Origin of the sequence: Pseudoalteromonas sp. MMG013 (assembly GCF_018100885.1) — a bacterium.
Classification (GTDB): domain Bacteria; phylum Pseudomonadota; class Gammaproteobacteria; order Enterobacterales; family Alteromonadaceae; genus Pseudoalteromonas; species Pseudoalteromonas aurantia.
Map to the genome: position 1 here is coordinate 98742 of NZ_JAGJEE010000001.1, position 25255 is coordinate 123996.

Genomic DNA, 25255 nt, shown 5'->3' on the forward strand with positions numbered 1-25255 from the left:
TTATTTATTTCCAATGATGTCTAGGCTGGGTGATGTAACGGTTATTACTGTTGCAAAATTCAATTTATAAAAAGCCAATCTAAATGGCTGATAATACTAAACAACATTTTGGAGCGTAAACGTGAAACTATCACAAATCACTTTAGCCACAATTACAGCGATGGCATTAAGCTACGCAGGCAATGCAGCTGCTGCGAATAAGCAGTACTTGAACGTACAAGGGAGTATGAATAGCTTATTACAGTCTAATTCTACAACATTGTTGTCGGCAACTGCGAGTCAAGTTGTCGGTTTAGGTGCAGGGAACGATCTGGTCTTAGTTAAAGAATTTGCAGGAAAAAATGGCGAAGTTACTCGCCGATATCAACAAGTTTATAAGGGTGTACCGGTTGTCGGAGACCATGCGATTTTAACGTTTGATAAGCATGGCCAGGTGCAAAGAGCACATGGTGCCGCTGTATATGATCTTGCAAGTGATGTTAAAACGGTAAAACCATCATTAACGGAAGCTGTGGCGGTTAAAAAAGCGATAACGCAGCATCAAGCATTGTCAGGTACATCAGAGGAACTAACTCAGCATAATAAGACGTCTCGTTTAGTTATTTGGCTAGACGAAAACTCGACAGCACGACTTGCGTACGAAGTGACATATGTTACCTATGGCAAAACGCCTTCTCGACCGTATCAGATCATTGATGCGCATTCGGGTGAAATGATTCACAGCTTTGATAATCTACAGCATGCAAACGCAACAGGCCCTGGTGGAAATGCTAAAACAGGCAAGTATGTATACGGCACAGACTTTGGTCATCTTGACGTCGCGCAGTCAGGCAATACTTGTACGATGACAAATGCCAATGTTAAGACAATTAACTTGAATCACGGTACAAGTGGCAGTTCAGCACATAGCTTTACGTGCCCAGAAAATACGGTAAAAGAGATTAATGGCGCATTTTCGCCACTTAACGATGCGCATTATTTCGGAAATGTTGTTTTCAACATGTATAACGATTGGATAGGGACAGCTCCATTAACCTTCCAATTAAAAATGCGAGTTCATTATAGCAATAACTATGAAAATGCGTTTTGGGATGGCAGTGCAATGACTTTTGGTGACGGGCAAAGCACATTTTACCCGCTCGTAAGTCTTGATGTGTCAGCACATGAAGTGAGTCATGGTTTTACTGAGCAAAACTCAGGCCTAATATATAGTGGCAAATCAGGTGGCTTGAATGAAGCGTTTTCTGATATGGCGGGTGAAGCAGCTGAATTCTATATGAAGGGTTCTAATGACTGGTTAGTAGGACAAGAGATATTCAAAGGGACTGGCGCACTACGTTATATGAATAATCCAACACAAGATGGACGTTCAATTGATCAACAATCTAGCTATACGTCAGGTATGGATGTTCACCATAGTTCAGGAGTGTTCAATAAAGCTTTCTATAACTTAGCCACAACGGCGGGTTGGGATACTCAAAAAGCATTTAAAGTGATGGCTAAAGCAAACCAACAATACTGGACTGCAAGTACTAACTGGGACTTAGCGGGTAATGGTGTGATGGATGCAGCATGTGATCTTAATTACAACACCGACGATGTAAAAGCGGCGCTTGCTGCGGTTGGTGTTGTATCTAACTTGAGTTCGGGTAGTTCATGTGGCGGTGGTGAGCCACCCATTGGTGATGAAGAGATAAGCAATGGTGTTGCGCGTACTGGAATTAGTGGTGCGGCAAAAGAGCAAAAGTTCTTTGTGCTTAACGTGCCTGCTGGCGCATCAAACTTAAAGTTTGAAACAACAGGTAATTCAGGGGATGCTGACCTATACGTTAAATTTGGTTCTCGCCCATCATTATCCGTTTCAGATTGTAAAAGTACGACGTCTAGTAGCAATGAAACATGCCCTATCGCAACATCTCAAGCCGGTGCTTATTATGTGATGGTAGAAGCGTGGAATGCAATTTCAGGGGTGTCATTAACTGGAAGTTATTCAACAGGTGGTTCAACTCAACCAATTGACAGAACAGAAAGTAACGTGAGTGTAAGTCGCAATGGCTGGACACGTTTCACGCAAGACTTGAGCGCAGGTTATTCATCATTAGATGTCACAATCTCAGGCGGTACAGGGGATGCGGATTTATATGTGAATTTCGGTTCACAGTCTACAACAACGTCTTATGAATGTCGCCCATATAAAAATGGCAACTCAGAAACATGTACGATCGCCAACCCACAGGCTGGTACATGGCATGTAGATGTTCGCGGTTATAGCGCAGCAAGCGGTGTAACTTTAAGCATAAAAGCGAATTAATACCTAGGACTAAGCAAGGGAGCTTCATGCTCCCTTTTTTGTTTATCAGACAATGGAATTTAGTTATGAAACATCATGTAAAGTACTTACTGAGCTGCTTTTTTTTACCCATGGGGCTGTCGGCTTCTGAAGTATCAAATGAGCATGTTTGGGTCACAGTTGGGCCTGACGCTGCTCACCACTATAAATTGAAAAAAAGCTTGCTGGGTGAACAGCTACAATCAAAACCCAGTTTTCATCAACATGCCCAGTTATTAAATATCAATGTAAATCAAGTGAATGAACTAAGTGAATTTATGCACGATAATTACCATCGTTGTGGTGGGTTCGTTGCACATGATTCAGTAGAGGAAGCGCACACGTATTTGGCTCAACTGGCGTTGGTTGAGCAGCAACAAATTCAGCCGCTGGCGGTAAATTATACAATAGATAACCCAGATACGGTGAATGCCCTGATAGGGAAAATATCGGCGAGTAATTTAACGAATACAGTGAATACAATGTCGGCATTTCATAACCGTTATTATACACAGCAAACGGGCATAGATGCTTCTGAGTGGTTAAAAGGTCATTGGCAACAAATTGCTCAGTCTCGCAGTGATATTAGCGTAGAATATTTTTCGCATAGTTGGGCACAGTCCTCGGTGGTTGTGACCATTGCTGGTAGCGAAAAAGCAGATGAAATAGTTGTTATTGGAGGCCATCTGGATTCAATTAACAGCGCGAATGCCAGTGGTGGAAGAGCCCCTGGTGCAGATGACAATGCATCGGGAATTTCCGTGTTAACTGAAGCTCTACGGGCAGTGGTTGCAAGTGATTTTAAGCCAAAAAGAACGATAAAAATCATGGGTTTTGCTGCAGAAGAAGTGGGGTTAAGAGGTTCTAAGGCTATAGCTCAATCATACAAGTCACAAGGCAAAAATGTTGTGGGAATGGTACAGTTTGATATGACTGGTCGTAATGGTAGCACTCAAGACATTGTGATGATGACTGATTATACCAATGCCGCACAGAATACATTTTTAGGTCAACTAATAGACGCTTACTTACCGGCAATGAGTTATGGCTTTGATCAATGTGGTTATGGATGTTCAGACCACGCGTCATGGCATCAACAAGGTTATGCCGCTTCAATGCCTTTTGAGTCTAAAATGGCTGACATTAATCGTAAGATCCACACAGTAAATGATGCTGAATTTGACGCAGACCATGCAAGCAAGTTTGCTAAATTGGCGGTCACCTATTTGGCTGAGTTAGGTAAGTCTGCTGGAACGATAGACCCACCACCAGTTGATAACAGTTTGGAAAATGGCGTTACAAAAACAGGGATAACTGGGGCTGCAAAAGCGCAGTTATTTTACACTCTTGATGTTCCCGCTGACAGCGCCAATTTAAAGTTTAATACATCAGGCGGAACAGGCGATGCCGACCTTTACGTTAAGTTTGGCGCTAAACCATCGCTACAATCTTATGATTGTAAAAGTACCAACTCGAATAGCAATGAAACATGTAACATTACAACTGCACAAGTTGGTAAATATCATGTCATGGTTGAAGCGTGGAACGCCATTACAGATGTCAGTTTAGTAGGCAGCTATCAAGTCCAAAATGGTGGACCTACTCCTATCAATCGTACTGAAAGTAACTTGTCAGTAACGCGAGGTGGCTGGGTGCGTTTTAATCAGACGCTAGATTCTGGCTATCAAAATTTAACGGTTACGGTTTCCGGTGGTACAGGAGACGCTGATCTTTACGTTAAACATGCAAGCGATGTATCAGAGTCAGTATATGATTGTAGACCTTACAAAAACGGCAACCAAGAGAGTTGTACATTTGATTCGCCAGCATCTGGGCAATGGTTCATCGGTATGAAAGGATATAGTGCAGCCAGCGGTATAACACTTTCGGTCACTGCGAATTAGTGTGACATTAAAGTTAGGTGATACGACTTAGTATCACCTTCATTATATTAAATAACCTCAGGTTTAGATAAAGGTTTTGAAATAGGAAATATTTTGTAAACAAACTTACGTACAATCCAATGATGATATTTTGTTCAATATCAAGGTACTTTGCTGCAGTAATAGCGGGCTATTACAAATGAAAGCAACGCCGAGAGTGAGAAAAGTAGTTTTATTGGCAAATTCGCTTATCCAGAACTGAGGTTAAATATAATTCCTCACTTGAGCTATGCATTCAGCTGCTCCATACTCTGTCCTCAATTAATTATTACTATTGTGTAAATTTATTCAAGATATTATGACTGTGAATTCAAAGAACAAAAATAGGTTTAACCAGTTAATGCTGTTACTTGGGCCAAGTATTTTTTTATTAACTTGCCTTACAAATGCACCGGTTGGTATGGAGGTGAATGCATGGAGAACTGCTGGGCTGGCTCTTTGGCTAGCTATTTGGTGGGTTAGTGAGGTTGTTCCAATACCTGCGACGTCATTGGTCCCTCTGATTGCAGTGCCACTTGCGGGTATTAACGACATTAAAACAGCGGCAAGTTTGTATGCACATCCATTGATTTTTCTTTTCCTAGGTGGTTTTTTAATCTCAATTGCTATGGAAAGGTGGCAGCTACACCGACGAATTGCACTCCATACTATGCTGCGAAGCGGCAATAATCCGAAGCGCCAAATTTTGGCCATGATGTTGGTCAGTGGCTTTTTGTCGATGTGGATCAACAACACCGCAACAACCCTGATGATGTTGCCTATTGCATTGTCTGTTATTCACGTTTTAAAAGAAAACAGTCAAGGTGACGATAATTATGGGAAAGCGCTTTTACTGGCTATTGCCTACAGCGCCAGTTTAGGTGGAATTGGAACAATTATTGGCACAGCCCCGAATGCGTTAATGGTCGCATATTTATGGGAAAGTTATCAAATTAAAATAGGCTTTGCACAGTGGATGGCACTGGCTGTGCCATTTAGTTTTATTATGATCATAATTTGTTGGTACTGGTTGACTCGTTTTGCATTTAAGCTGCAAGACGATAAGCAGGATGACACAGTTAATTTATCTACTTTATTTAGACAACAGTTAAGCGAACTTGGGTCTATGACTTTAGCAGAAAAAAACGTGCTGGCAGTATTCGTTTTTGCTGCGGTCAGCTGGATTTTGAGACCATATATAGCACAATTTACAGGATTAAATATCACCGATACAGGTATTGCAATGATAGCAGCTATTATGCTGTTTATTTTGCCCGCGAAGAAGAAAACAGATGAACGAGTACTCGATTGGCAGTCGGCCAATCAGTTGCCATGGGGAATTTTATTGCTGTTTGGTGGCGGCTTAACGCTTGCTGCTCAAATTAAATCATCAGGTTTAGCCGTGTACATTGCGAACTCTTTAGCGGGAGCATCAGCAATGCCGATTGTTATTGGGGTTTTAGTTGTTACTGCTTTAATTTGTTTCTTAACGGAAATGACCAGCAATACGGCGACGGCTGCTGGGTTTTTACCCTTGCTTGGGCCTGTTGCTGAACAAGTTGCAGGCACGCCGCTTATATGGGTTATTCCGGCTGCGATTGCCGCAAGTTGTGCATTTATGATGCCAGTTGCAACACCGCCCAATGCAATTATATTTGGCTCTGGTGAAGTAAAAATAAAAGAGATGATAAAAGCAGGCTTTGCGATGAATGTTATCGCCATTGCGATTATAACAGTGATGACCATGAGTGTAGGGTCATTGGTGTTTGGCTTTTAAGGACATATTCATTAAGGTCGAATGTAAAACTAAATACTTACATTTTGTAAATACTAAGCATTAATTTTGCGTATATCACCTTGCTTGGTTATAGTGGTCATATCAGTAACTAATGTGGTCATAAAATCGTGCATGTACAAGAAATATCACAATTAAATCAAGAGCTTTTAAGGATGAAAGCTGCATACTCGGCAGCCCCATTTGCTGATTTGAATGACAGGGTTGCGTTACTTCAAACATTATTATCACGGTTGGTTAAAGCACAAGAGGCGTTTGTGAATGCAGCTGACCTTGATTTTAATGGTCGAACCGAATTTGACTCGAAAATTGGCGATATAATGCCAACCATCAATGGCTTAAAATATCAAATTAAGCATTTATCGAAATGGATGAAACCAGACAGACGCCGCTCTGGGTTAGCTATGTGGCCTTCAAAGGTGTGGGTACAACAAGTGCCAAAGGGAGTTGTGGGTGTGATAGCCCCTTGGAATTACCCCATTCAGTTGTCACTTTTACCGGTTTTCACAGCACTTGCAGCAGGTAATAGAGTGATGCTAAAGCTCAGCGAATTTACGCCACATGTGAATCAAGAAATTATCATGTTATTTGCAGACCTCACGGAGCATTGTATGATTATTGAAGGGGATCATACTGTTGCATCTGAGTTTTCGAGTTTGAATTTTGATCATTTATTTTTTACCGGCGCAACCAACATTGGAAAAAAAGTAATGATGTCGGCGGCAGAAAACTTAGTGCCCGTGACACTTGAACTTGGGGGGAAATCGCCGGTTATTGTTGCCGATGATGCAGATATGACACACACCGCCCAGAGTATTTTGTTGGGGAAACTGACAAATGCAGGACAAATATGCGTTGCGCCTGATTATGTGCTAGTGACTAAAAAGAACAAGAGTGCACTCATTGAAGCATTAAAAGAGCAATATTTATTACACTTTAGTGACGGTAAGCACGATAAAAAATTATCGAGCATTATTACTAAAAGGCAGTTTCAACGTTTGTGCGGTGTTTTAGATGATGCAATAAACAAAGGGGCAACAGTTTGGCCTGAAGTCAAAAATGATACTGACCAAACTTCACCATTTCGTATGGGGTTACATATTGTTACCGAGCCAACTGAAGATATGCGTGTGTTGCAAGACGAAATATTCGGGCCAATTTTACCCATCATCGAAGTTGATAGTATTGATGCAGCATTACAATACATAGAACTGTCTGAGCGTCCTTTGGCGAGTTATTTATTTACCGAGAATAAAACGCTGCAAGACTTAGTATGTAAACGTCTGCGCACAGGAACGTTGGCAATCAATGAAACTATTTTGCAAGTGACGATTGAAGATATGCCGTTTGGTGGGATAGGCCATTCTGGAATGGGGCAGTATCATGCTAAAGAAGGCTTTCTGACCTTCAGTCATGGTAAAAGCATACTTGCCAGCGACAAAAAGTTACGCTTTAGAACGGCTTTGTTACTTAAGCAATCTAAGATTTTGTTAGAGCCGATTAAGGCACTTTTCCTGAAATAAGTATTGCGTCTATGATGTATTGAATATTCACTAAAAAGTGTGAACCAGCCAGTGAATATTCAACATTGTCATAACGCGTTTAGAATGTATAAGATTTTTGCTTTGGTCTTATCTCGGGTGCGTAAGTACCCTGTTGTATTCTTTGGTATATATCGTCTGCTATTGCAGTGGCCTTTTCAATTTGTGATGGAGACATCTGTTGCTCATCTAAATCTCGGCTTTTACTCGCGTCTCTACTGCCGTTATATTCGGCTATTAAATTCCAGATATATGATCTTTCAATATTTTTATCAGTACCAAGGCCTTGATAATAGAGTAACGCAAGATTGAATTGTGCTAAGGTATAGTTGTTAGAGGCCGCTCTTTCATACCAGTCCATCGCTGTATAATAGCTTTGTACAACACCATCTCCATTGGCATACATTACACCTAGGTTAAACTGTGCAGCTGATAGGTTTTTATTTGCAGCTTGTGTAAATAGCGTAATGGCTTTGTGCTTGTCTTGTTTAACTCCTTTTCCATCATCGTACATCACTGCCAGTGCAAACATGGCATCGGCACTGCCAAGTTCAATTGCATCATTAAAGAGTGAAGCAGCTTTACGTAGGTCTTTGTTTACGCCAAACCCACCTTGATACATTTTAGCTAACTCGTAGATACCAGGCGCGTAGTTCATATCTGTGAGGTAACGAAATTCTTTAAGTGCAATGTCAAACTGCCCTGAATTAGCAGCTTCAATGCCTTCTTCTAACCCTGCGATTGAAGTGTGAGTCCAACTAAATAGTGCGACGAACATTACAGACTTGATTTTAGCGTGCCACATAACGCTGTTCCTTAATAACCATTTTGTACAGTTTAAATCACTGATTAAGAAATACAATCATTACCTACAAGTAATACAAATCGACTGTGCGTCACGCTAAATAGAAGACCCATCAAGGAGTCATGTATGATGAGACATGCTCCACTTTAAATTAAGTTAATCAGAGGGCTGTTGATTTTCCAAGTCAATAAATTGTGGCGGCTCGAAAGGCTTTGCATATTTAAGGCGGCCTAAAGGTTTTGTCGAGTGATAGCTGTCGAGCCCAGAAACCGCAACTGTGCCCATCTTCTCAAGGTCGACAAACCCATCGTCACAAATTGAATCACATTCAATATGTACGTCTATGATTTCACCGACCACAAGCTCTGTTTTATTTATTTCCAGTGTTTGCACACAGCGTAATGCCAGCCCGATTTTTACACGACTTTGCTGCACATAAGGGGCGGAAAAGTCGTTTAAATATTGTGAGGTAAGCTTAACTGCGTCGAATTCAGATTGGCTTTTATCGTAGCGAGCAGATGTCTGGTGTGCTGAAGTAACAATATCAGTGTTGACATGATTGATTGTGTAAAATTGGGTTTGTAAAATATTCTCAAGTGTGTGGCGAGGTACTGAATTGGGCCGTATTATCATACCCATTAAAGGAGGGTTTGCACCCAAATGAAATACGGAGCTGACAATTGCGAGGTTCTCATTCCCGTCTTTGTCAGTGGTGCCAATGAGGTTGGCACTTTTGAAACCTGACAGTGAATTGATCATTAGCGCTCGATAACGATCATCGAATTGTTGGATATCATGTTGGGAAAAATACATAGTATGTGCTCTTTTAAGGTTTAATGGGTATAGCTACCAGCTAATTGTATGCCCTTGCCAATCTATATAATCAACATCGCCATCTATAACACGAGTATCGATAACGTGAGATAATTGCTGTGCCACAAACACGGGGGTAAATAACTTTCCTTTTGGTACATTTTTTTGAAATGGTTCTGATAGGGGAGTATCAGTAGTACCTGGGTGAAATAACACTAACTTGGTTGTTTTTGCTCTACGTTTGAGTTCAATAGCGGCTGTTTTAACCATCATATTGAGAGCGGCCTTTGATGCGCGATAGCTATACCATCCACCAAGTTCATTTTCGGTGATACTGGCAACGCGTGCACTTAAGCAAGTAACAATGCATGGGTGGTTAATTTTGCTTAAATGGGGGGCGAGATATTTGAGCCATAACAATGGTGTTGCGGCATTTGCTCTGAACAGCCAATCGAAATAGGCCAGTGAGAAGTCTTCAAGTTTTTTTTCCGGGGAAAACTCGCTGTTGTGAAGCTGCCCAGTAAAGATAGTGATGCTTTTCACAGACTTTAATATCTCTGAGAGTTGCTGCACTGCAGCCTCAATACTCTGTTCATTGTAGTCGCACGTGATGTGGTGGTGATTTTCATCCTGTTTCACTAGGCTTTTTTGACTTAACGAATAAAGCGATGAATTAGGGTCTCTGTGCCGTTGGAGTTTTATAAAAGCCTGTGCAATGGCGGCAGAAGCGCCAATAACTATGTGGGTATCTTGCATCACTTTATCTCACACCGAGGGTGGTCACATTGATTTGGAAACAACCGTGTAGACAAATGAACTCTATGCTTAGCAAACAGTAGATAGGCTTTGTCTGCAACCCATTTTATGGGCGGCTTGCGTAGATATTGTAGCCATTTGAATTTACCGACTAGGTGCCAAACGCGACAAGTTACATCAAGCCCCAGCAAGAGTGTACCGTCGTTGTCGATACCATGCAGTATATCTAACGTGCTTTGTTTATTTAAGTGGCCATAGTGTCGTTCAAAAAAATCGCTGTGAACGTCAACAAGTGTGATTCTATTGTTCGTATCGTGCTTTTTAAGGCTGTTCATTTCCCGTGAGCACAATGCGCATTGTCCATCGTAGAATATTATCATAATCGACCTTTTGTCATTTTTACATGAGGTAATACGCAGTGAAGGACATAATCGATCGATCGTATTTATCTTAAATCTCTGTATAGTGAAAAGTATGAAATGTAGACAAAGGATGTATGATGACTGAGCAATATCAAACACTTCGCGCTAACGTAAGTATGTTGGGTGAGCTACTAGGGCAAACAATAAAGCAAGCCCAAGGTCCTGCAATGCTGGATAAGGTTGAACAAATTAGGCAACTATCTAAATCATCACGAGGTGGTAATGAGCAAGATAGAGCAAAGTTAATCGACACACTCCACTCTTTAAAAGACGATGAACTCCTGCCTGTTGCACGTGCGTTTAATCATTTTCTTAATTTGGCGAATGTCGCCGATCAATACCACACAACCTCAAAAAGCGGCGCGCCAGAAGGGGTGCTTCAGCCGCTCAAAAAAACCTTGGCTACACTTGCCGACGATATACAAGCAGGGACGTTAAATTTAAACACGGTCGCTGATACCATCGCAAATTTGAAAATGGATTTGGTATTAACTGCGCACCCAACCGAAGTAACTCGACGAACTATCATTAATAAGCATGTTGAGCTCAGTGATTGTCTTGCAGCTATGGATTTACATTGTTTGGCACCCGATGAACAAAGCTATTTAAGTAACCGAATTGAGCAATTGATTTGCCAAGCTTGGCACACAAATGATATTCGCCAAAAAAGACCAACCCCATTAGATGAGGCTAAGTGGGGGTTTGCAGTAATTGAAAACAGTTTATGGCAAGCGGTACCAGATTTTATTAGGGAGTTTCATGCACAAACTAAGTCGCTGCTTGCTTTAGAGTTACCAAGTTCGTTTGCGCCAATTAACTTTACATCATGGATGGGCGGAGATAGAGATGGAAACCCATTTGTCACGGCGCAAGTGACGGCAACCGTGTTGGATCATGGCCGATGGATGGCATTAGATTTGTACCGTCGTGACCTTGATAAACTCAGTGCCGAGCTGTCAATGTATCAGGCCAGTGATGCGCTTTTAAATATTGTAGGAAATGAGCCAGAACCCTACCGCTATTTACTCAAAGGATTAAAGGCAGACATTGCTGAAACCATTAATGCGTTAGAGAGCCGAATAAAACAGCAACCCAGCAAGTGCCAAGATATAGTGGTTGATTTGTCTCAATTAAAAACCCCATTGGAGTTGATATACCGGTCGCTGGTCGCATGTGATATGACCGTAATAGCGGATGGACTATTGCTTGATGTCTTAAGGCGCCTAGAGTGTTTTGGTATTAATTTATGTAAGCTCGATATCAGACAAGACTCAGCGCGCCACACTGAGGTTTTGAGTGAATTAACGGGGTATTTAGGCCTAGGTCAATACGGTGATTGGAGTGAGCAAGATAAGCAAGCATTTTTGTTAGCGGAGCTACATTCGCGGCGGCCTTTGATCCCCAAACATTGGCAGCCTAGTTCAAATGTGCAAGAAGTCTTGGATACGTTCGACGTGATAGCCAAGCAAGACCTGCAATCATTAGGTATTTATATTATTTCTATGGCGCGCGCTGCATCAGATGTGTTAGCTGTAGAGCTACTTTTACAAGAAGCGGGTTGCCGCTTTAAGCTTCCTGTTGCGCCTTTATTTGAGACTTTAAATGACCTTAATAATGGTGCTCAGGTGATGTCAGAATTATTTAGTCATTCTTGGTATCGACAACATATTGACCGGTCACAACACGTAATGATTGGCTATTCTGATTCTGCGAAAGATGCAGGAATGATGGCCGCGGGCTGGGCCCAGTATAGCGCCATGGAGCAATTGGTATCTTTATGTGCAGATCAAGATATTGAGTTAATCTTGTTCCATGGTCGCGGAGGCACGATTGGCCGAGGCGGCGCACCTGCGGCTCAAGCACTTCGATCTCAACCCCCAGGTTCACTTAAGAATGGTTTACGGGTGACAGAACAAGGCGAAATGATCCGCTTTAAATTTGGTTTACCTAAGGTTGCATTGCAAAGCTTCGCGCTATACAGCTCAGCAATTATTGAGAGTAATTTATTACCACCTCCTGCACCAAAGGCGCATTGGCGGGAAGTTATGGAGATTATTTCCGTTAATTCTTGTCAGCATTATCGGTCAATAGTGAGAGAAAATCCGCAATTTGTACCGTATTTTAGAATGGCCACACCGGAGGTAGAACTCGCTAAATTACCGCTTGGTTCTAGACCTGCAAAACGCAATCCGCAAGGCGGAGTCGAGAGTTTACGTGCGATCCCATGGATTTTCGCGTGGAGTCAAAATCGTCTGATGTTGCCAGCATGGCTTGGTGCACTGCAGGGTTTGGGTGCGGCACTTGACCAGTTTGGTGAAAGTGAACTTCATACTATGAGCGAACAATGGCCATTTTTTAGAACTCGATTAGAAATGCTGGAAATGGTTTTTTGTAAAGCAGATAGCTGGTTAAGTGAGCATTACGAACAAGGTTTAGTATCGCCTGAGTATCATGACCTTGGCAAACAATTAAGAACGGAGCTAATGCAGGTTAAGTCTTTGGTCGAACGTCTTGCCCCTAAGTCCACGCTGCTGTCTGCACAGCCTTGGATCAAAGAGTCAATCGCATTGCGTAATCCTTATACGGACCCGTTGAATGTGTTGCAGGTAGAGTTGCTTAATAGGGCGCGCTCAAATCAAAGTGAAGACATTGATAATGCGCTGATGATCACCATGACAGGGATAGCAGCCGGCATGCGAAATACAGGTTAGATCTGAAATAAAAGCAGCTAAGTATATTTTAACAAATTGTTCCCACTTTGACTAAAAACCAACCCGAAAGGGTTGGTTTTTGTTTTTTATTTAGTTTATTTATACTAAATTTATTGACATTACTTCTCATTTTCATAAGAATTCCTTTCTGGTTAAACCAGTTGTCTATTTTTTGTATAAAACCAATGGTGGTGTTTATATGAACTTTTGTATATTGAGGTCCAATGTCTACACTTTCCACAAGCATTACTTATGATGAAACGACATCTTTGGTAATGATGACACTCAGAGGTATAGCAAGTGCACAGGATGTGGTTGATGTTTATCAAATAGCGAATGGATACGCCAAAACGCATAACAGTTCAAAAATCTTGGTTGATGTCAGTGAGCTAGAACATCGTTTTGCCGCGATTGATATTGTTAATATCATGCCAAAAATAGCACACTATCTTACCGATTTACATATTGCGCGAGTGGTCGGGTTCGAAGGGTATATGCATGATTTGTTTTTACTTAAAGCAAAGCGCTTTAATGTACGTGCAGAAAATTTCGAATGTTTTAAATCTGCAAAGCAGTGGTTGTGTAATACTTAATTAGTGCTTAAACTATGCTGCCATTGGTTTACGATGAATACATAATGGCAGTATTAACTCCGCATCAAACAGAAAACTTACAAGAACAAGCGAAACAATCGCGCGGTCACTTATCACATTTAATTATCTCTGACCTGCTCACGACATTTCATTGCGATATTGAAACGTTATTGAAAACACTATTACCTGTTGCCGCATCTTTTTCTCAAGCACCCATATCTCAGTTTAACGTGGGAGCGATAGCGTATGATGAGAAAACCGGGAGCGCGTATTTAGGTGCTAACCTAGAATTTACCCATCAGGCGTTAAATCAAGCTGTTCATGCAGAACAGGCAGCCATTAATAATGCATGGTTAAATGGGGCTCGTTCAGTCTCCTTGATTGCGATTACCGATGCACCGTGTGGTCATTGTCGCCAATTCATGAATGAAATAGCGGGTGCCGAGTCTCTTAGGGTTCTGTTACCAACACAAGAGACTGATTTAAAAGCACTGTTACCAAGCTCTTTTGGCCCCTTAGATTTGGGTAATAGTTGTCGCTTGCTGGATAACAATACCGGAAATGCGACTTCAACGTCAGAGGTGCTGAGTTCAATGCTGAGAGAGCAACTTTCGTTAGCATACGCACCTTATTCAAAAAATGCCGCCGCGGTCGAAGTGGTCACAGTTGCACATGGCACTTTTTATGGCAGATACGCAGAGAATGCGGCTTATAATCCAAGTTTATCGCCAATGCAAAGTGCGTTAAGCCAACTTGCATTAGCCGGTTTAACTATTGATGATGTTGAATTGGAGTCTGTGACGTTAGTAGAGTCAAAAAATGGCTTTAATCAAAAGGCAGTGGCACAAGCAGTACTTGATAGTTATGTGGCAGACATAACACTTCAGCATGTTTTAGTTTAGGGCTGAGGTAGAAAACCGCGTTATATTAAACAACAAAAAAGGGGCAATATTGCCCCTGAATCTATGAATGACTGTACTAATTACAATAAACTTGCAGCTGCTGAAATGACCACTGCAACGGCATTTTTTTCAATTTCACCATGATCAACGTTAGGGATCTCTTGACGTGTACGATTCACAAGTACACCAGCAACACAGGCAGCCTTGAGTCCAAGTGCGGCACACATAGTGAATAATGTGGCTGACTCCATTTCATAGTTCATGACGTTGAGCTTTTGCCATTGCTCAAAAGTGCCTTGGAAGTCTTTGGCAACATAACCTGAGTAAGTATCATATCGCTCTTGTCCTGGGTAAAACGTATCACTAGAAGCGGTGATACCAACATGGTGCGTTACGCCTAAAGACTCACAGGCTTTAACCATTGCTTGTGTACAATGAAAATCAGACACAGCAGGATAGCTAAGTGGTGCAAAATGCTGGCTTGCACCATCTAAACGCACAGATGCGGTACTGACCAGTAAATCACCTTCGTTGATATGCGGTTGAATTGCGCCAGTTGTCCCGATGCGTAAGAAAGTAGTGATGCCTAGCTGAGCAAGTTCCTCAACAGCAATTGACGTTGAAGGGCCGCCAATACCGGTTGAACAAACAATGACGGTTTTATCTTTTAGTTTTGCTGAATAGACATGAAACTCGCGAGTCTGCGCTAGACATTTTGGAGACTCCATTTTTTCTGCGATGCGCTTAGCGCGTTCTGGATCGCCCGGGACTATTGCTAACGTAGCACCTTCTAAAGCGGCTTTGTCTAGTCCTAAATGAAATACCTTGTCCATAGTAAACCTTATTTTTGTGTAAAGCGTAATACTTAATAGTTATGAGTTAAAAGTACAGGACAGATGTCCGAATGTTTTATTCAGAATAGGGTATTGGCTTGCAACTTTAAAGTTGTTCTTCTAAACCTTAAGTAATGCAACTATGAGGAAGAGTTATGCCTGCATCACCGTCACTAGATAAAAACACCGAATTTGCTCGTTGTCTTGAAAGCAATAAAATCGCTGCATTAGCGCCTTTTCATTGGCTGGCTTTGGCGTTTAAAGACATCTCTCGGGCACCCATTTTAAGTCTCATTTATGGACTGGTCTTTACAATTATCCCAGCAAGTATCATGTACCTAGTGTATGAAGCTGGTACACATTTAGTCATACTTCCAGCAGCGGTTGCGTTTGCACTTATTGGCCCAGCGTTTGCCTCGGGTTTATACGACGTGGCATGGGAGCTTGAGAAAGGGCACAAACCAACATTAGGACATAGTTTACATTCCATGTTTAGAAACCCAGCAGGAGAATGGGGGTTTGCGGTTCTTCTAATGGTGATAATGATTGTTTGGATGCGTTTGGCCGCGTTAATACATGCACTGTATCCCAACGTACCTAATCCGACCTTTGAACAATTGTCGGCATTTCTTACTCTGGGAAGTATTGTGGGTGGTTTGTTAATGGCGGCAGTTTTTGCAATCTCCGCATTTACCCCTCAAATAATGATGGAGCGCCGCGTTGATATCATGACAGCGGTGATCTCCTCGATTCACGCGGTAAAAGTGAATGCGCCCGCAATGTTTGTTTGGGGCGCGTTGATAGTCACCTTAGTATTGCTTGGCTTTGCAACCGGCACTGCTGGGTTTATTGTGATTATGCCGCTATTGAGTTATGCAAGCTGGCATGGCTATATCGCCATTATTAAAACCAAAAAAGCGCGAGGGTACGAATAACACGTAACTATGCACCCTCAATGCATATAAAACCATAGCGCGTATTGAAGCGAGTAGCGCTATGGTTGACTTTCCTTATTGGCATGTTATATCTCTCGACTAAAGCATAAATAGCAAGATTGTGGCACCAATTAGCGATCACTTAATTTAAGTAATCCTTTGATTTAAATTGATATTACTAGAAAGTAATTTGGTTGTGATCGACTCATACAGCCGTAACAATATGCACATGCGTAAATAGCGAAATATATGGCTATTCGCATGAATATGCAAAAATAAGCTACCCGGAGGACAATATGACTAACCCAAAACAACAACTTCAAGAAAAACTAGAGCATTGTTTGTGCCCACCAGGAGACGGAGTATTTACCGTTAATACAGCTAAGGAACGCAAAGACGCGCTACGAACTAAGTTATATGGGCAAACTGACGGTGTAGATGAAATTTGGAAACAATCATTAAAGACCATTGATTCTTCTGTGCACAAAGCGGCAATTTTAGGTATTGCATCAGATTGTGGCGGCGGCATATTGCGCGGTGCAAATTGGGGGCCTTTATTTTTACGTTCAACCTTAATTGAGCAGCACCCCCATATTAGCGCGTTCGATCTAGGTGATGTACGGGTGATCCCGCACTTATTACACGATAAGTATTTAAATGAAGCGACTATCAGCAACTGCCAGAAAGCGCTTTATCAAAACCCAAACAGTGACTATTACGTGTCACCTTTGTCAATTACAGAAGATGTGTGCGATGGTTTTTATCAGCAGCATCCAGATAAAGGAATATTTGGTATTGGCGGCGACCACTCAATCAGTTACCCATTAACTAAGTCGTACTTAAAAGCTAAGCGTGATGCAGGAAAGCGTACGGCGATCATCCATTTTGATGCCCATACAGACTTGCTAGTGGAGCGTTTAGGTATTGATTTGTGCTTTGGCTCGTGGTGCACACATGTACTAGAGTATTTACCTGCGCCACACCATTTAATCCAATTCGGTATTCGCTCCAGTGGTAAAGATAAATCTCATTGGGAAAATACATTTGGTGTTAAACAACATTGGGCACATGAAATTCGTGAACAAGGTCCTGCCGCGATAGTTGCACAAGTTATTGCACAGCTAAAAGCAGATAATGTCGATGAGCTATATGTTAGTTTTGATATTGACGCATTAGATGAAGAGTTTGCATCAGCGACTGGTACTCCTGAAGGGAATGGGATGACCCCAGATGAAGCACTTGAAATTTTAGTTGCGTTACGCGCTGAGTTTCCAATAACAGGTGCCGATATGATGGAAATCGCGCCATTTACCGACAGTTCGTTGGTTGGCCAAACAAGTTCAGAAACCACATTACGAGAAGGTGCGAAGATTTCAGCATTTTTAATTGATGCAATGAATAATAGCTAAAATTATAATCAGACGGAGTGCCTGCTCCGTCTTTTCATGCACTACTCCTACCTAATTGAATTTAAATAGCAATGTTAAGTAAAACATTGACCATTCTAACGCGTTAAATAGCGGAATTAATTGCGTCAAAATAATGTAGATAAAATAACGACATTCTGAAATTCTTGCCTCTGTACGACGCTGTTTTCTTGCCGATTTATCTGTGCTGTTATTTCAAACAATGTGCATAACAATTGTAACAGGCTTTATCATTTTTAGCTTATACGCTATATTTTTCTGTAAGTTAACAAAGAAGCACAATACATGTATATAGGATTTGTACTGCTACTGAGCGTGTTTACAGGGAGCGCTTTTGCACAAAAATTGAGTATTGTAACGGAAGATTTTCCTCTATTTCAGTATTATAAAAATGGTCAACTAGTTGGGGAAGCCGTTGATAAAGTTCAAGCCGTGCTTAGACAAGCCGAAGTGGATTATACAATCCATGTGAATCGATGGTCAGTGTCATACACTGCTGCGCTTCGCGATGCGAATACCTGTATATTTTCAATGGGTCGGTCACATACTCGTGAAAAATTGTTTACCTGGGTGTTTCCTATTTCGAAATTTACTACGTCATTTTATGGGCTGAAGTCAGAGAATATTAAAATTCAGACACTGGGTGATGCAAAGCAGTATAAAACAGGTGTGATCCGCAATAATTATAGTCACCAATACCTTAAAATGAGAGGCTTTAAAGAAGATCAGCAGCTTATCATGTTATCAAGTTTTGACCGGGTGTTTGAACTGCTTGAAGCGCGGCGAGGGCTCCTTGACTTGGTTATCTTAAATGACGCACAATTTGACTACCGCGCATTAACCGACCCATTTACCGTGCAGCTTGAAAAGGTGTATACACTAGAAAATAGTGGGGCACAGTTATATTTTGCATGTAATAAACAGGTGCCCAAGCCACTTATCAATAAAATGAGTAGTGCTTATGAAGCATTGCTTCACGATTCATCACTTTTTAATTGATGGCCATGTGAAGCTGTGAAACGTATCTAAGTATAGTTGCTCAACTTTGTCTCTTGCCCACGGTGTTTTTCTTAAAAACTTAAGGCTCGATTTAATACTTGGATCATGTGTGAAGCATCGAATGTCAACCGCTTCACCCATAGCGCGCCAACCCAACTGATCTTTGAGTTTGATTAATATATCTTCTAGTTTAATGCCATGAAGTGGATTCTTTGGCTGCTCTTGGCTCATGATTACCCTAATTTTCAAATCGGTTATTTTACGCGAATAGTACGTTCAGGGTCTAGCTTTATTGGTACACCCGATGCATCGGCTTTTACCCATACGACTCGACTATTGGTTTGCTTTGGATGTTTATTGCTGCAGGCAAATAGCATATCAAACTGTTTGATAAGCGCCCCTTCACTGTATTTTTGGCCTTGATACCAACACACATTTAAGGGTTCATCTATAAAAACGGTATTTTTATGATTTTTATCAAATGCCATACTGTGGGTTGTGGTTAGTATGAAGCATAAGTTGGTGGTTAAAGTTAAAATTCTCATGGCATAACTCCCAGATTTGTCTAATCTTACTATGATTGTAGATAAGATCTTAATTGTGTGAGTAATATTACAACGATTAATCACCTTTCAGATAAGATTAAAAACAAAATAAGAGGGAATCACAATGGCTTTTGATCAAAATATGATGGCAGAGCTGACCTTATTAGCTAAATTTCCGAGAAACAGTATGCATCAAGGTATTAAGCTCCATAAGTCGGCCGAGCCCAGTCTTAAAGATGCGGCAGAACGACTATTTAATAAAGGGGTGATTGATAGCCCTGATGGCGGGTATTTAACAGATTTGGGATTAGACTTAGTAGTGCACCTTGATCAGGTGCACTGTGCACTACAATAAGTCATTACTTAGGAGTAAGCTTAGGCATTAGTACCATTCATTATTGCGCGTCAGGTTGATTCTCTGGCGCTGCATCGATAAAGGCAGGTAATGTGTTGCAACGCGCATAAATCGCTGAGATTTTTGGGTATTGCGACATATCTACTTTAAAACGCAGTGCATTGAACACTTGTGGTACTAGGCAAATGTCTGCCAGTGATGGCTCAGATCCAAAACAATAATCGTGATCACCCAGTAGCGATTCAAGACGGTTAAATCCTTCGATTACCCAATGACGATACCAGGTGTTTTTTTGCACATCATCTACATTTAGTTCACCACTTAAATATTTCAACACCCTTAAGTTATCGATTGGGTGTATATCGCTTGCGATGGCATAACAAAAACTACGTACTTGGGCTTTTTCCCAGCTATCAGCAGGTAATAGCGGGGTATCAGGGTGTGTTTCTTCTAGCCATTCTAAAATTGCCAAAGATTGTGCTAACACACCGTGTTCAGTTTCCAGAGCTGGCAGCAACCCTTGGGGGTTTTTCTCGGTATATGGCGCAGCTTGTTGCTCTGACTTCAATAAATTAACACCAGACAATTCGTGCGAAATATTTTTTAAATTCAGTGCAATACGCACTCGATATGCCGCTGACGAGCGGAAGTAAGTATAGAGTTTCATAGTTGTTCCTTAATCACGACAAAGGCACTATATCAGTGCCTTGTTAAGTATTAGTGTATCGGCTGGTTATTCGCCTTTGTAGTATTTTTTGATGTTTTTCCAGCATTCGGCGTAATTAGGCTGGCGCTCTTTTCCTTCCAGTGCATATTTTGTTGGCGATATGATATATCGAGATTCAAACATAAATGCCAAGGTATTGTCATAACGCTGTGGCTTAAGATCAGCATTTGAGGCTTTCTCAAATACCTCAGCTTCAGGCCCATGTGGAGACATACAGTTATGCAAACTCATACCGCCTGGTACAAAACCGTGTTCTTTCGCGTCATAAACCCCCTCAATGAGGCCCATGAATTCACTCATAATATTGCGGTGATAATACGGTGGACGGAACGTATTTTCTGCCACCATCCAACGTGGTGGAAAAATAACAAAGTCGACGTTGGCAACACCTTCAGTGCCTGATGGCGAGGTAAGTACGGTAAATATTGACGGATCAGGGTGATCAAAGCTAACTGTATTCATCACATTAAAGCGCGATAAGTCATATTTGTATGGGGCACTGTTACCGGTCCAAGCAACCACATCAAATGGTGAATGGCCAATATCACAACGGAACAGGTTACCGTTAAATTTAGCAACTAATTCAAAGTCGCCTTCCTTATCTTCAAAGGCGGCAATGGGATACTGAAAGTCTCGCTCGTTGGTATAGCCATTAGCGCCAACAGGACCACGTTCAGGCAACACCATTGGATGACCGTAATTTTCGCAGATGAAACCACGTGCTTCATCATTTAATAACTCAACGTTAAATTTAATGCCGCGTGGAATAACCGCAATTTCACCAGGCTTAATGGTTAACTTGCCGCACTCAGTGTGAAGCAGTAACTCGCCTTGCTGCGGTACAAAAAGCATTTCGCCGTCTGCATTATAAAAATACCGGTCTGTCATCGATTTGTTGATCACGTATACGTGAATGCCAATGCCGGTTTGGCCGTTCGCACTGCCATTGGCGGCCATGGTGACTAAGCCATCAACAAAGTCTGTTTGTTCTTTTGGAATATCGACTGGGTTCCACCGTAACATAGTTGGCGGCGTCGGGATTTCTGTGATCGGTGCTGTGCGCAATAATCCGTTATCGAGCGGCTGGTAATCACCTTGTACAACAGAAGGGCGAATACGGTAGAACCAATTTCTACGGTTGTCGGCACGAGGGGCGGTAAAAGCGGTGGTGTTATATTGCTCAGCGTATAGATCGTATTTTATTTTTTGTGGCGAAAACTGACCAATTGGTAAAGCACCCGGTAAAGCTTCAGACTCAAATTGATTGCCAAAACCGGTTAAGTATTGATACTCGTGATTCATTCGTTCGACTCCAGTAGGTTTTCATGTAAGATACTCTCACGTGAGAGTAATATCAAGTGTCTATAGCAATTCTTTTTGTATATAATTGTTTACGTAAATTGCTGTATTCAAAGTTGAGTTAGATGTCATTAAAAATAGAAGAGTTTTTACCCTATAGATTGGTAAAATTAGCGAACAAGGTCAGCCATGCATTCTCTGTAGTTTATTTTGAAGAGGCTGGGTTAAGCATGCCGCAATGGCGCGCAGTTGCACATTTGGCACAACGAGAAACATGTTCTGCTAAAACGTTATGTGATTTAACCGAAATAGATAAGTCCACCATGTCTCGTGCAGTCAAACAGCTCACTGATAAAGGCTTCATTGAATTGTGTACAGATGCTAATGATAAGAGAGCAAAATTGCTGAGTTTAACGAGTGAGGGAAAAGCGTTATTCAACCAGTTATCTAAAAAAGCTCAGCAGTGGGAAAGTGATGTATTGGCCAGTTTATCGCACACTGAAAGAGATACCTTACTCAGCGTGATAAGTAAGGTAGAGCAACAAGTTGATAAAGGGTAGTGTATTACGTCAAAGGAGGCTTCACAAAGCACAGTGGTGAGTACTTAGCATATTGTTGATACTCAGAGATAAAAAAGAACCGAAAAGCATATCTGTTAGTTAGCAAGATGATGTATAAAGATATAACACCAAAAATCAGAGTGGTAAACTAAACTGGTATTATATCATTAGTAATTTCAGTAAAGTAGCTTATACTTTATCGGTTAGTAAGGCTTAACAATTGGTAATACAATAATGATTAAAAGACCCTGTAACTAATTCTGTGTAACTGTCTATCATTAATACCCATGTAGGGTTTAGGATAGGCAGACTATGAGAAGAATTTGCTAAACAAGCTGCTAAATCAATAAAGTCAGAAGCCGACTTAACTGATTTTCGTAAAATGTTAACCAAGGTCACTGTTGAAGCAGCACTCAATGCTGAGCTAAACGAACATCTAGGCTACGCTCGTCATGAAAAATTTAGTACAGAGAATTATCGTAACGGTTATTCATCTAAGACCATTCGCACTGAAGATGGCGAAATTGATTTAGATGTGCCACGCGATAGAGACTCAAGCTTTGAGCCTGTGCTCGTTAAGAAGAATCAAACCCGTTTTACCTCAATGGATGACAAGATTTTATACCTGTACTCCAAGGGCATGACCACGCGTGGTATCGTTGCGACCTTCAAAGAAATGTAGGATGTTGATGTTTCAGCAACGCTCATTTCTCGCGTGACTAACGCGGTAATTGAGCAAGTCGTTGAATGGCAAGCTAGGCTTTTAGATGCGGTTTACCCCATTGTTTACCTCGACTGTTTAGTGGTAAAAATCAGACAAGATAAACAAGTTATCAATAAAGCGGTTTACCTTGCCCTTGGCGTTAACTTTGAAGGCCACAAAGAGTTGCTCGGTATGTGGATATCAGAAAACGAAGGCGCGAAGTTCTGGCTTAATGTACTGACTGAGCTTCAAAATCGTGGCGTGAAAGATAGTCTCATTGCCTGTGTTGATGGTCTCAAAGGTTTTCCTGATGCAATTAATGCCGTTTACCCTGACATCCAAATTCAACTCTGTATTGTGCATATGGTACGTAATTCACTCAAATTCGTCCCGTCGAAAGACTATAAAGCGATCACGGCTGATTTAAAGTGAATATATCAATTCATAACAGAAGATGAAGCCTTGATGTCACTCGAGCAGTTTGAGCAACGTTGGGATAGTAAATATCTCAATATATCACGCTCATGACGTAATAACTGGGAAAATGTCAGTACGTTATTCAACTATCCTGAGGATATCCGTAAGGCCATTTACACCACCAATGCGATAGAATCACTCAACAGTGTTATTTGTAAAGCCATTAAGAAACGTAAGCTATTCCCACATGATGATTCAGCGAGGAAGGTTATTTACTTAGCGATTGAGCAAGTATCGAAAAAATGGACAATGCCAATAAGAAATTGGAAAACGGCCTTGAATCGATTTATGATTGAGTTCGAAGACCGTTTGAAAGATGTTATTTAAACTTGGCAGTTACACAAAACCTGTTACAGGCTCGATTAAAACCTTCGGAGTTTAGCTATAACTTCTTCAATTTTTGCAAATTTAGATTGGTAATATTCCTCTTTAGCTTCGTTGGCTCCATCTAGCCATTCATACCATTCTTCTTGCCCATCATAAGAATCATTAAAGATAGTGTTACCATATGGGTCGTTAATTACACAATAGCGCTCTGTATCTTGGTCATATGGGTCACGCTCATCACAACGTTTTCGCAGAGGATAGTCTGCACTTTTTTTATCAAGAAACATTGTATTTAGCGAATTAGCTAGTTGATTCGCTTTAACAGATACAGATTGTTTGGATATAGAGCCAGTTAAATATCGCTCAGTGTAAATAGAAACAGTAAGGGATGCTGCTAACGCATAAGTATCTGCTAGATAAAAGTAGTCATCATTATAACGTGAATCAATAGCTCTATGATTTGTTAAATCATTTACCTTTATTAATAAACTACTCAATAGTGCCAAGTCTTCTCCAGTATGAGCGATAGTATCACTGTAGTGCTTCATGCTAGCATCGATAGATCTAAACTCAGATATAAAATCAAATTCAGCATCTCTAATTACCTCTTTTCTAACTCGGTCTTGGATAGCTTGGAGGCTTTCTTCGCTGAGAGTGACATATTGAGGTCCTTGCGAACCAAATAAAGCATCGCCAAGGAGAGAGCCTACATTTGAAACAAATTTGCTTTTTGCTTTGTCGAGAATTAGAGAGCCCAAGCTTGCTGTTGTAGCTTCAGCCTGTGTTGCTTCCGTTGTAAAAGTTACAGAGCTTAGAGAAATAGCTAAGATTGAAGTAATATACTTTAATTTCATTATAAATCCTTTAAATAATTAAGTATTATGTCACTAATCATTAGTGACATAATAAAGTTATCATAATTTTATGTCCTTTTTATGTCCTGTAAATATAATGAATTAATGTTGGCTATTACTGGGTGTTCTTCACGTTATATCGTTCACTCTTTTTACGATTTATTTTTTAATAAGAATACGCAGCTAAGCCAATAATTAAGCCAGGTACTGATGCCAACATAACATACGGTGTAAAAAGTATTATTCCACTCAGTGCGGATGTGGGAAATAGCGTGCTGCCAAAAATAAGCACATAGTATGAAAATGCAATAATTAGGGTAGTAACCGATACAAAAACAGTTAAAAACAGGTAGCCGGCCTGACTTCTTGTGTATTTAATGACTAGATAAATGATGGCAGCCGGAATTGCTTTAATATACAAGTCTATGAAGATCCAGAACAGTATAGTGCTAAAATAATACTCGCTTGTTCCCCAAATTAAGGAGCTCAGAATGAAAAATACGGGTGCGCTAATGAGTAGGGTACTCATAAGTGCCAATGTTGTTGCGTTTTGATACTTTTTTTCAATGTTCATGTTTCAAAATCCTTTGAAATGCAAGCTTACAGTTTTTTATCGTTAGGTTTT

The 25255-nt window shown here is 41.0% G+C and carries 23 protein-coding genes and 1 pseudogene; 13 read left to right on the forward strand and 11 right to left on the reverse strand.

Annotated features, from left to right (window positions below):
* Positions 1–121: 121 nt before the first annotated feature.
* The 4 genes from J8L98_RS00455 to J8L98_RS00470 all read left to right on the forward strand — a co-directional run bounded on the left by J8L98_RS00455 (position 122) and on the right by J8L98_RS00470 (position 7569).
* Complete coding sequence (locus J8L98_RS00455; RefSeq protein WP_210994793.1) at positions 122–2311, forward strand: M4 family metallopeptidase; 2190 nt, start codon at positions 122–124, stop codon at positions 2309–2311.
* Positions 2312–2376: 65 nt separating this feature from the next.
* Entirely contained in the window at positions 2377–4233 is a 1857-nt protein-coding gene (locus tag J8L98_RS00460; RefSeq protein ID WP_210994794.1) for a M28 family metallopeptidase, read from the forward strand.
* A 337-nt stretch (positions 4234–4570) separates the two neighbouring features.
* Positions 4571–6028: a DASS family sodium-coupled anion symporter gene (locus tag J8L98_RS00465; protein WP_210994795.1), complete on the forward strand. Its 1458-nt coding sequence runs from the start codon at positions 4571–4573 to the stop codon at positions 6026–6028.
* Between the two features lie 173 nt (positions 6029–6201).
* Positions 6202–7569, forward strand: a complete 1368-nt coding sequence (locus J8L98_RS00470) for an aldehyde dehydrogenase family protein (RefSeq protein ID WP_210994796.1) — start codon at positions 6202–6204, stop codon at positions 7567–7569.
* 79 nt (positions 7570–7648) lie between these two features.
* On the opposite strand, the gene J8L98_RS00475 is transcribed toward J8L98_RS00470, so the two are convergent.
* The 4 genes from J8L98_RS00475 to J8L98_RS00490 all read right to left on the reverse strand — a co-directional run bounded on the left by J8L98_RS00475 (position 7649) and on the right by J8L98_RS00490 (position 10341).
* A complete protein-coding gene (locus J8L98_RS00475; RefSeq protein WP_210994797.1) occupies positions 7649–8392 on the reverse strand; it encodes a tetratricopeptide repeat protein in 744 nt (247 codons plus the stop codon).
* A 156-nt stretch (positions 8393–8548) separates the two neighbouring features.
* The gene (locus tag J8L98_RS00480) at positions 8549–9205 is read right to left on the reverse strand and encodes a flavin reductase (RefSeq protein WP_210994798.1); all 657 of its coding nucleotides are present in this window, start codon (positions 9203–9205) and stop codon (positions 8549–8551) included.
* A gap of 33 nt (positions 9206–9238) precedes the next feature.
* Positions 9239–9961 carry an SDR family NAD(P)-dependent oxidoreductase gene (locus J8L98_RS00485; RefSeq protein ID WP_210994799.1) on the reverse strand — a complete coding sequence of 241 codons (723 nt, stop codon included), beginning with the start codon at positions 9959–9961 and terminating at the stop codon, positions 9239–9241.
* Positions 9961–10341, reverse strand: a complete 381-nt coding sequence (locus J8L98_RS00490) for a DUF393 domain-containing protein (protein ID WP_210994800.1) — start codon at positions 10339–10341, stop codon at positions 9961–9963. Before J8L98_RS00490 ends, J8L98_RS00485 begins: the two co-directional genes overlap by 1 nt.
* A gap of 119 nt (positions 10342–10460) precedes the next feature.
* On the opposite strand from J8L98_RS00490, the gene ppc reads away from it, so the two are divergent.
* From ppc to cdd, 3 genes are all read left to right on the forward strand, one after another.
* The gene (ppc, locus tag J8L98_RS00495) at positions 10461–13094 is read left to right on the forward strand and encodes a phosphoenolpyruvate carboxylase (protein WP_210994801.1); all 2634 of its coding nucleotides are present in this window, start codon (positions 10461–10463) and stop codon (positions 13092–13094) included.
* Between the two features lie 224 nt (positions 13095–13318).
* A complete protein-coding gene (locus tag J8L98_RS00500; RefSeq protein ID WP_192510063.1) occupies positions 13319–13687 on the forward strand; it encodes a hypothetical protein in 369 nt (122 codons plus the stop codon).
* Positions 13688–13731: 44 nt separating this feature from the next.
* Positions 13732–14589 (forward strand): cytidine deaminase, encoded by an 858-nt coding sequence (cdd, locus tag J8L98_RS00505; RefSeq protein ID WP_210994802.1) that lies wholly within the window; start codon positions 13732–13734, stop codon positions 14587–14589.
* Positions 14590–14669: 80 nt separating this feature from the next.
* Here the strand turns inward: cdd and udp are convergent, their stop codons facing one another.
* Entirely contained in the window at positions 14670–15422 is a 753-nt protein-coding gene (gene udp, locus J8L98_RS00510) for a uridine phosphorylase (protein ID WP_192510065.1), read from the reverse strand.
* 155 nt (positions 15423–15577) lie between these two features.
* Between udp and J8L98_RS00515 the strand changes: the two genes are divergently transcribed.
* The 3 genes from J8L98_RS00515 to J8L98_RS00525 all read left to right on the forward strand — a co-directional run bounded on the left by J8L98_RS00515 (position 15578) and on the right by J8L98_RS00525 (position 18783).
* Entirely contained in the window at positions 15578–16357 is a 780-nt protein-coding gene (locus J8L98_RS00515; protein WP_210994803.1) for a DUF2189 domain-containing protein, read from the forward strand.
* Positions 16358–16653: 296 nt separating this feature from the next.
* Positions 16654–17766, forward strand: a complete 1113-nt coding sequence (locus J8L98_RS00520; protein WP_210994804.1) for an arginase family protein — start codon at positions 16654–16656, stop codon at positions 17764–17766.
* Between the two features lie 303 nt (positions 17767–18069).
* Complete coding sequence (locus J8L98_RS00525) at positions 18070–18783, forward strand: transporter substrate-binding domain-containing protein (RefSeq protein WP_210994805.1); 714 nt, start codon at positions 18070–18072, stop codon at positions 18781–18783.
* Here the strand turns inward: J8L98_RS00525 and J8L98_RS00530 are convergent.
* Both J8L98_RS00530 and J8L98_RS00535 read right to left on the reverse strand, forming a co-directional pair.
* Positions 18769–19014, reverse strand: coding sequence for a VF530 family protein (locus tag J8L98_RS00530; protein WP_210994806.1), 246 nt, complete (start codon positions 19012–19014; stop codon positions 18769–18771). The two genes, J8L98_RS00525 and J8L98_RS00530, sit on opposite strands and share 15 nt — an antisense overlap.
* Before the next feature lie 23 nt (positions 19015–19037).
* Positions 19038–19328, reverse strand: coding sequence for a DUF1496 domain-containing protein (locus J8L98_RS00535; RefSeq protein WP_192510070.1), 291 nt, complete (start codon positions 19326–19328; stop codon positions 19038–19040).
* Positions 19329–19452: 124 nt separating this feature from the next.
* Here J8L98_RS00535 and J8L98_RS00540 point away from each other — a divergent pair, with 124 nt between their 5' ends.
* Entirely contained in the window at positions 19453–19683 is a 231-nt protein-coding gene (locus J8L98_RS00540; RefSeq protein WP_192510071.1) for a TIGR02647 family protein, read from the forward strand.
* Positions 19684–19723: 40 nt separating this feature from the next.
* On the opposite strand, the gene maiA is transcribed toward J8L98_RS00540, so the two are convergent.
* Both maiA and hmgA read right to left on the reverse strand, forming a co-directional pair.
* Positions 19724–20350: a maleylacetoacetate isomerase gene (maiA, locus tag J8L98_RS00545; RefSeq protein ID WP_210994807.1), complete on the reverse strand. Its 627-nt coding sequence runs from the start codon at positions 20348–20350 to the stop codon at positions 19724–19726.
* Between the two features lie 66 nt (positions 20351–20416).
* Complete coding sequence (hmgA, locus tag J8L98_RS00550; RefSeq protein WP_210994808.1) at positions 20417–21712, reverse strand: homogentisate 1,2-dioxygenase; 1296 nt, start codon at positions 21710–21712, stop codon at positions 20417–20419.
* Positions 21713–21834: 122 nt separating this feature from the next.
* On the opposite strand from hmgA, the gene J8L98_RS00555 reads away from it, so the two are divergent.
* Entirely contained in the window at positions 21835–22269 is a 435-nt protein-coding gene (locus tag J8L98_RS00555) for a MarR family transcriptional regulator (RefSeq protein ID WP_210994809.1), read from the forward strand.
* A gap of 301 nt (positions 22270–22570) precedes the next feature.
* Positions 22571–23776, forward strand: a pseudogene (locus tag J8L98_RS00560) (IS256 family transposase).
* Positions 23777–23811: 35 nt separating this feature from the next.
* On the opposite strand, the gene J8L98_RS00565 reads toward J8L98_RS00560, so the two are convergent.
* Positions 23812–24630 carry a hypothetical protein gene (locus J8L98_RS00565; protein ID WP_210994810.1) on the reverse strand — a complete coding sequence of 273 codons (819 nt, stop codon included), beginning with the start codon at positions 24628–24630 and terminating at the stop codon, positions 23812–23814.
* 166 nt (positions 24631–24796) lie between these two features.
* The gene (locus J8L98_RS00570; RefSeq protein WP_210994811.1) at positions 24797–25204 is read right to left on the reverse strand and encodes a hypothetical protein; all 408 of its coding nucleotides are present in this window, start codon (positions 25202–25204) and stop codon (positions 24797–24799) included.
* Between the last annotated feature and the right edge of the window lie 51 nt (positions 25205–25255).

Coding starts and splice junctions, on each gene's coding strand:
- J8L98_RS00525 (WP_210994805.1), top strand. CDS start 18,070: ATGTATATAGGATTTGTACTGCTACTGAGCGTGTTTACAGGGAGCGCT.
- J8L98_RS00540 (WP_192510071.1), top strand. CDS start 19,453: ATGGCTTTTGATCAAAATATGATGGCAGAGCTGACCTTATTAGCTAAA.
- J8L98_RS00530 (WP_210994806.1), bottom strand. CDS start 19,014: ATGAGCCAAGAGCAGCCAAAGAATCCACTTCATGGCATTAAACTAGAA.
- J8L98_RS00485 (WP_210994799.1), bottom strand. CDS start 9,961: ATGCAAGATACCCACATAGTTATTGGCGCTTCTGCCGCCATTGCACAG.
- J8L98_RS00515 (WP_210994803.1), top strand. CDS start 15,578: ATGCCTGCATCACCGTCACTAGATAAAAACACCGAATTTGCTCGTTGT.
- maiA (WP_210994807.1), bottom strand. CDS start 20,350: ATGAAACTCTATACTTACTTCCGCTCGTCAGCGGCATATCGAGTGCGT.
- J8L98_RS00470 (WP_210994796.1), top strand. CDS start 6,202: ATGAAAGCTGCATACTCGGCAGCCCCATTTGCTGATTTGAATGACAGG.
- J8L98_RS00520 (WP_210994804.1), top strand. CDS start 16,654: ATGACTAACCCAAAACAACAACTTCAAGAAAAACTAGAGCATTGTTTG.
- J8L98_RS00570 (WP_210994811.1), bottom strand. CDS start 25,204: ATGAACATTGAAAAAAAGTATCAAAACGCAACAACATTGGCACTTATG.
- udp (WP_192510065.1), bottom strand. CDS start 15,422: ATGGACAAGGTATTTCATTTAGGACTAGACAAAGCCGCTTTAGAAGGT.
- J8L98_RS00460 (WP_210994794.1), top strand. CDS start 2,377: ATGAAACATCATGTAAAGTACTTACTGAGCTGCTTTTTTTTACCCATG.
- J8L98_RS00465 (WP_210994795.1), top strand. CDS start 4,571: ATGACTGTGAATTCAAAGAACAAAAATAGGTTTAACCAGTTAATGCTG.
- J8L98_RS00480 (WP_210994798.1), bottom strand. CDS start 9,205: ATGTATTTTTCCCAACATGATATCCAACAATTCGATGATCGTTATCGA.
- J8L98_RS00535 (WP_192510070.1), bottom strand. CDS start 19,328: ATGAGAATTTTAACTTTAACCACCAACTTATGCTTCATACTAACCACA.
- ppc (WP_210994801.1), top strand. CDS start 10,461: ATGACTGAGCAATATCAAACACTTCGCGCTAACGTAAGTATGTTGGGT.
- J8L98_RS00500 (WP_192510063.1), top strand. CDS start 13,319: ATGTCTACACTTTCCACAAGCATTACTTATGATGAAACGACATCTTTG.
- hmgA (WP_210994808.1), bottom strand. CDS start 21,712: ATGAATCACGAGTATCAATACTTAACCGGTTTTGGCAATCAATTTGAG.
- J8L98_RS00555 (WP_210994809.1), top strand. CDS start 21,835: ATGTCATTAAAAATAGAAGAGTTTTTACCCTATAGATTGGTAAAATTA.
- J8L98_RS00565 (WP_210994810.1), bottom strand. CDS start 24,630: ATGAAATTAAAGTATATTACTTCAATCTTAGCTATTTCTCTAAGCTCT.
- cdd (WP_210994802.1), top strand. CDS start 13,732: ATGGCAGTATTAACTCCGCATCAAACAGAAAACTTACAAGAACAAGCG.
- J8L98_RS00490 (WP_210994800.1), bottom strand. CDS start 10,341: ATGATAATATTCTACGATGGACAATGCGCATTGTGCTCACGGGAAATG.
- J8L98_RS00475 (WP_210994797.1), bottom strand. CDS start 8,392: ATGTGGCACGCTAAAATCAAGTCTGTAATGTTCGTCGCACTATTTAGT.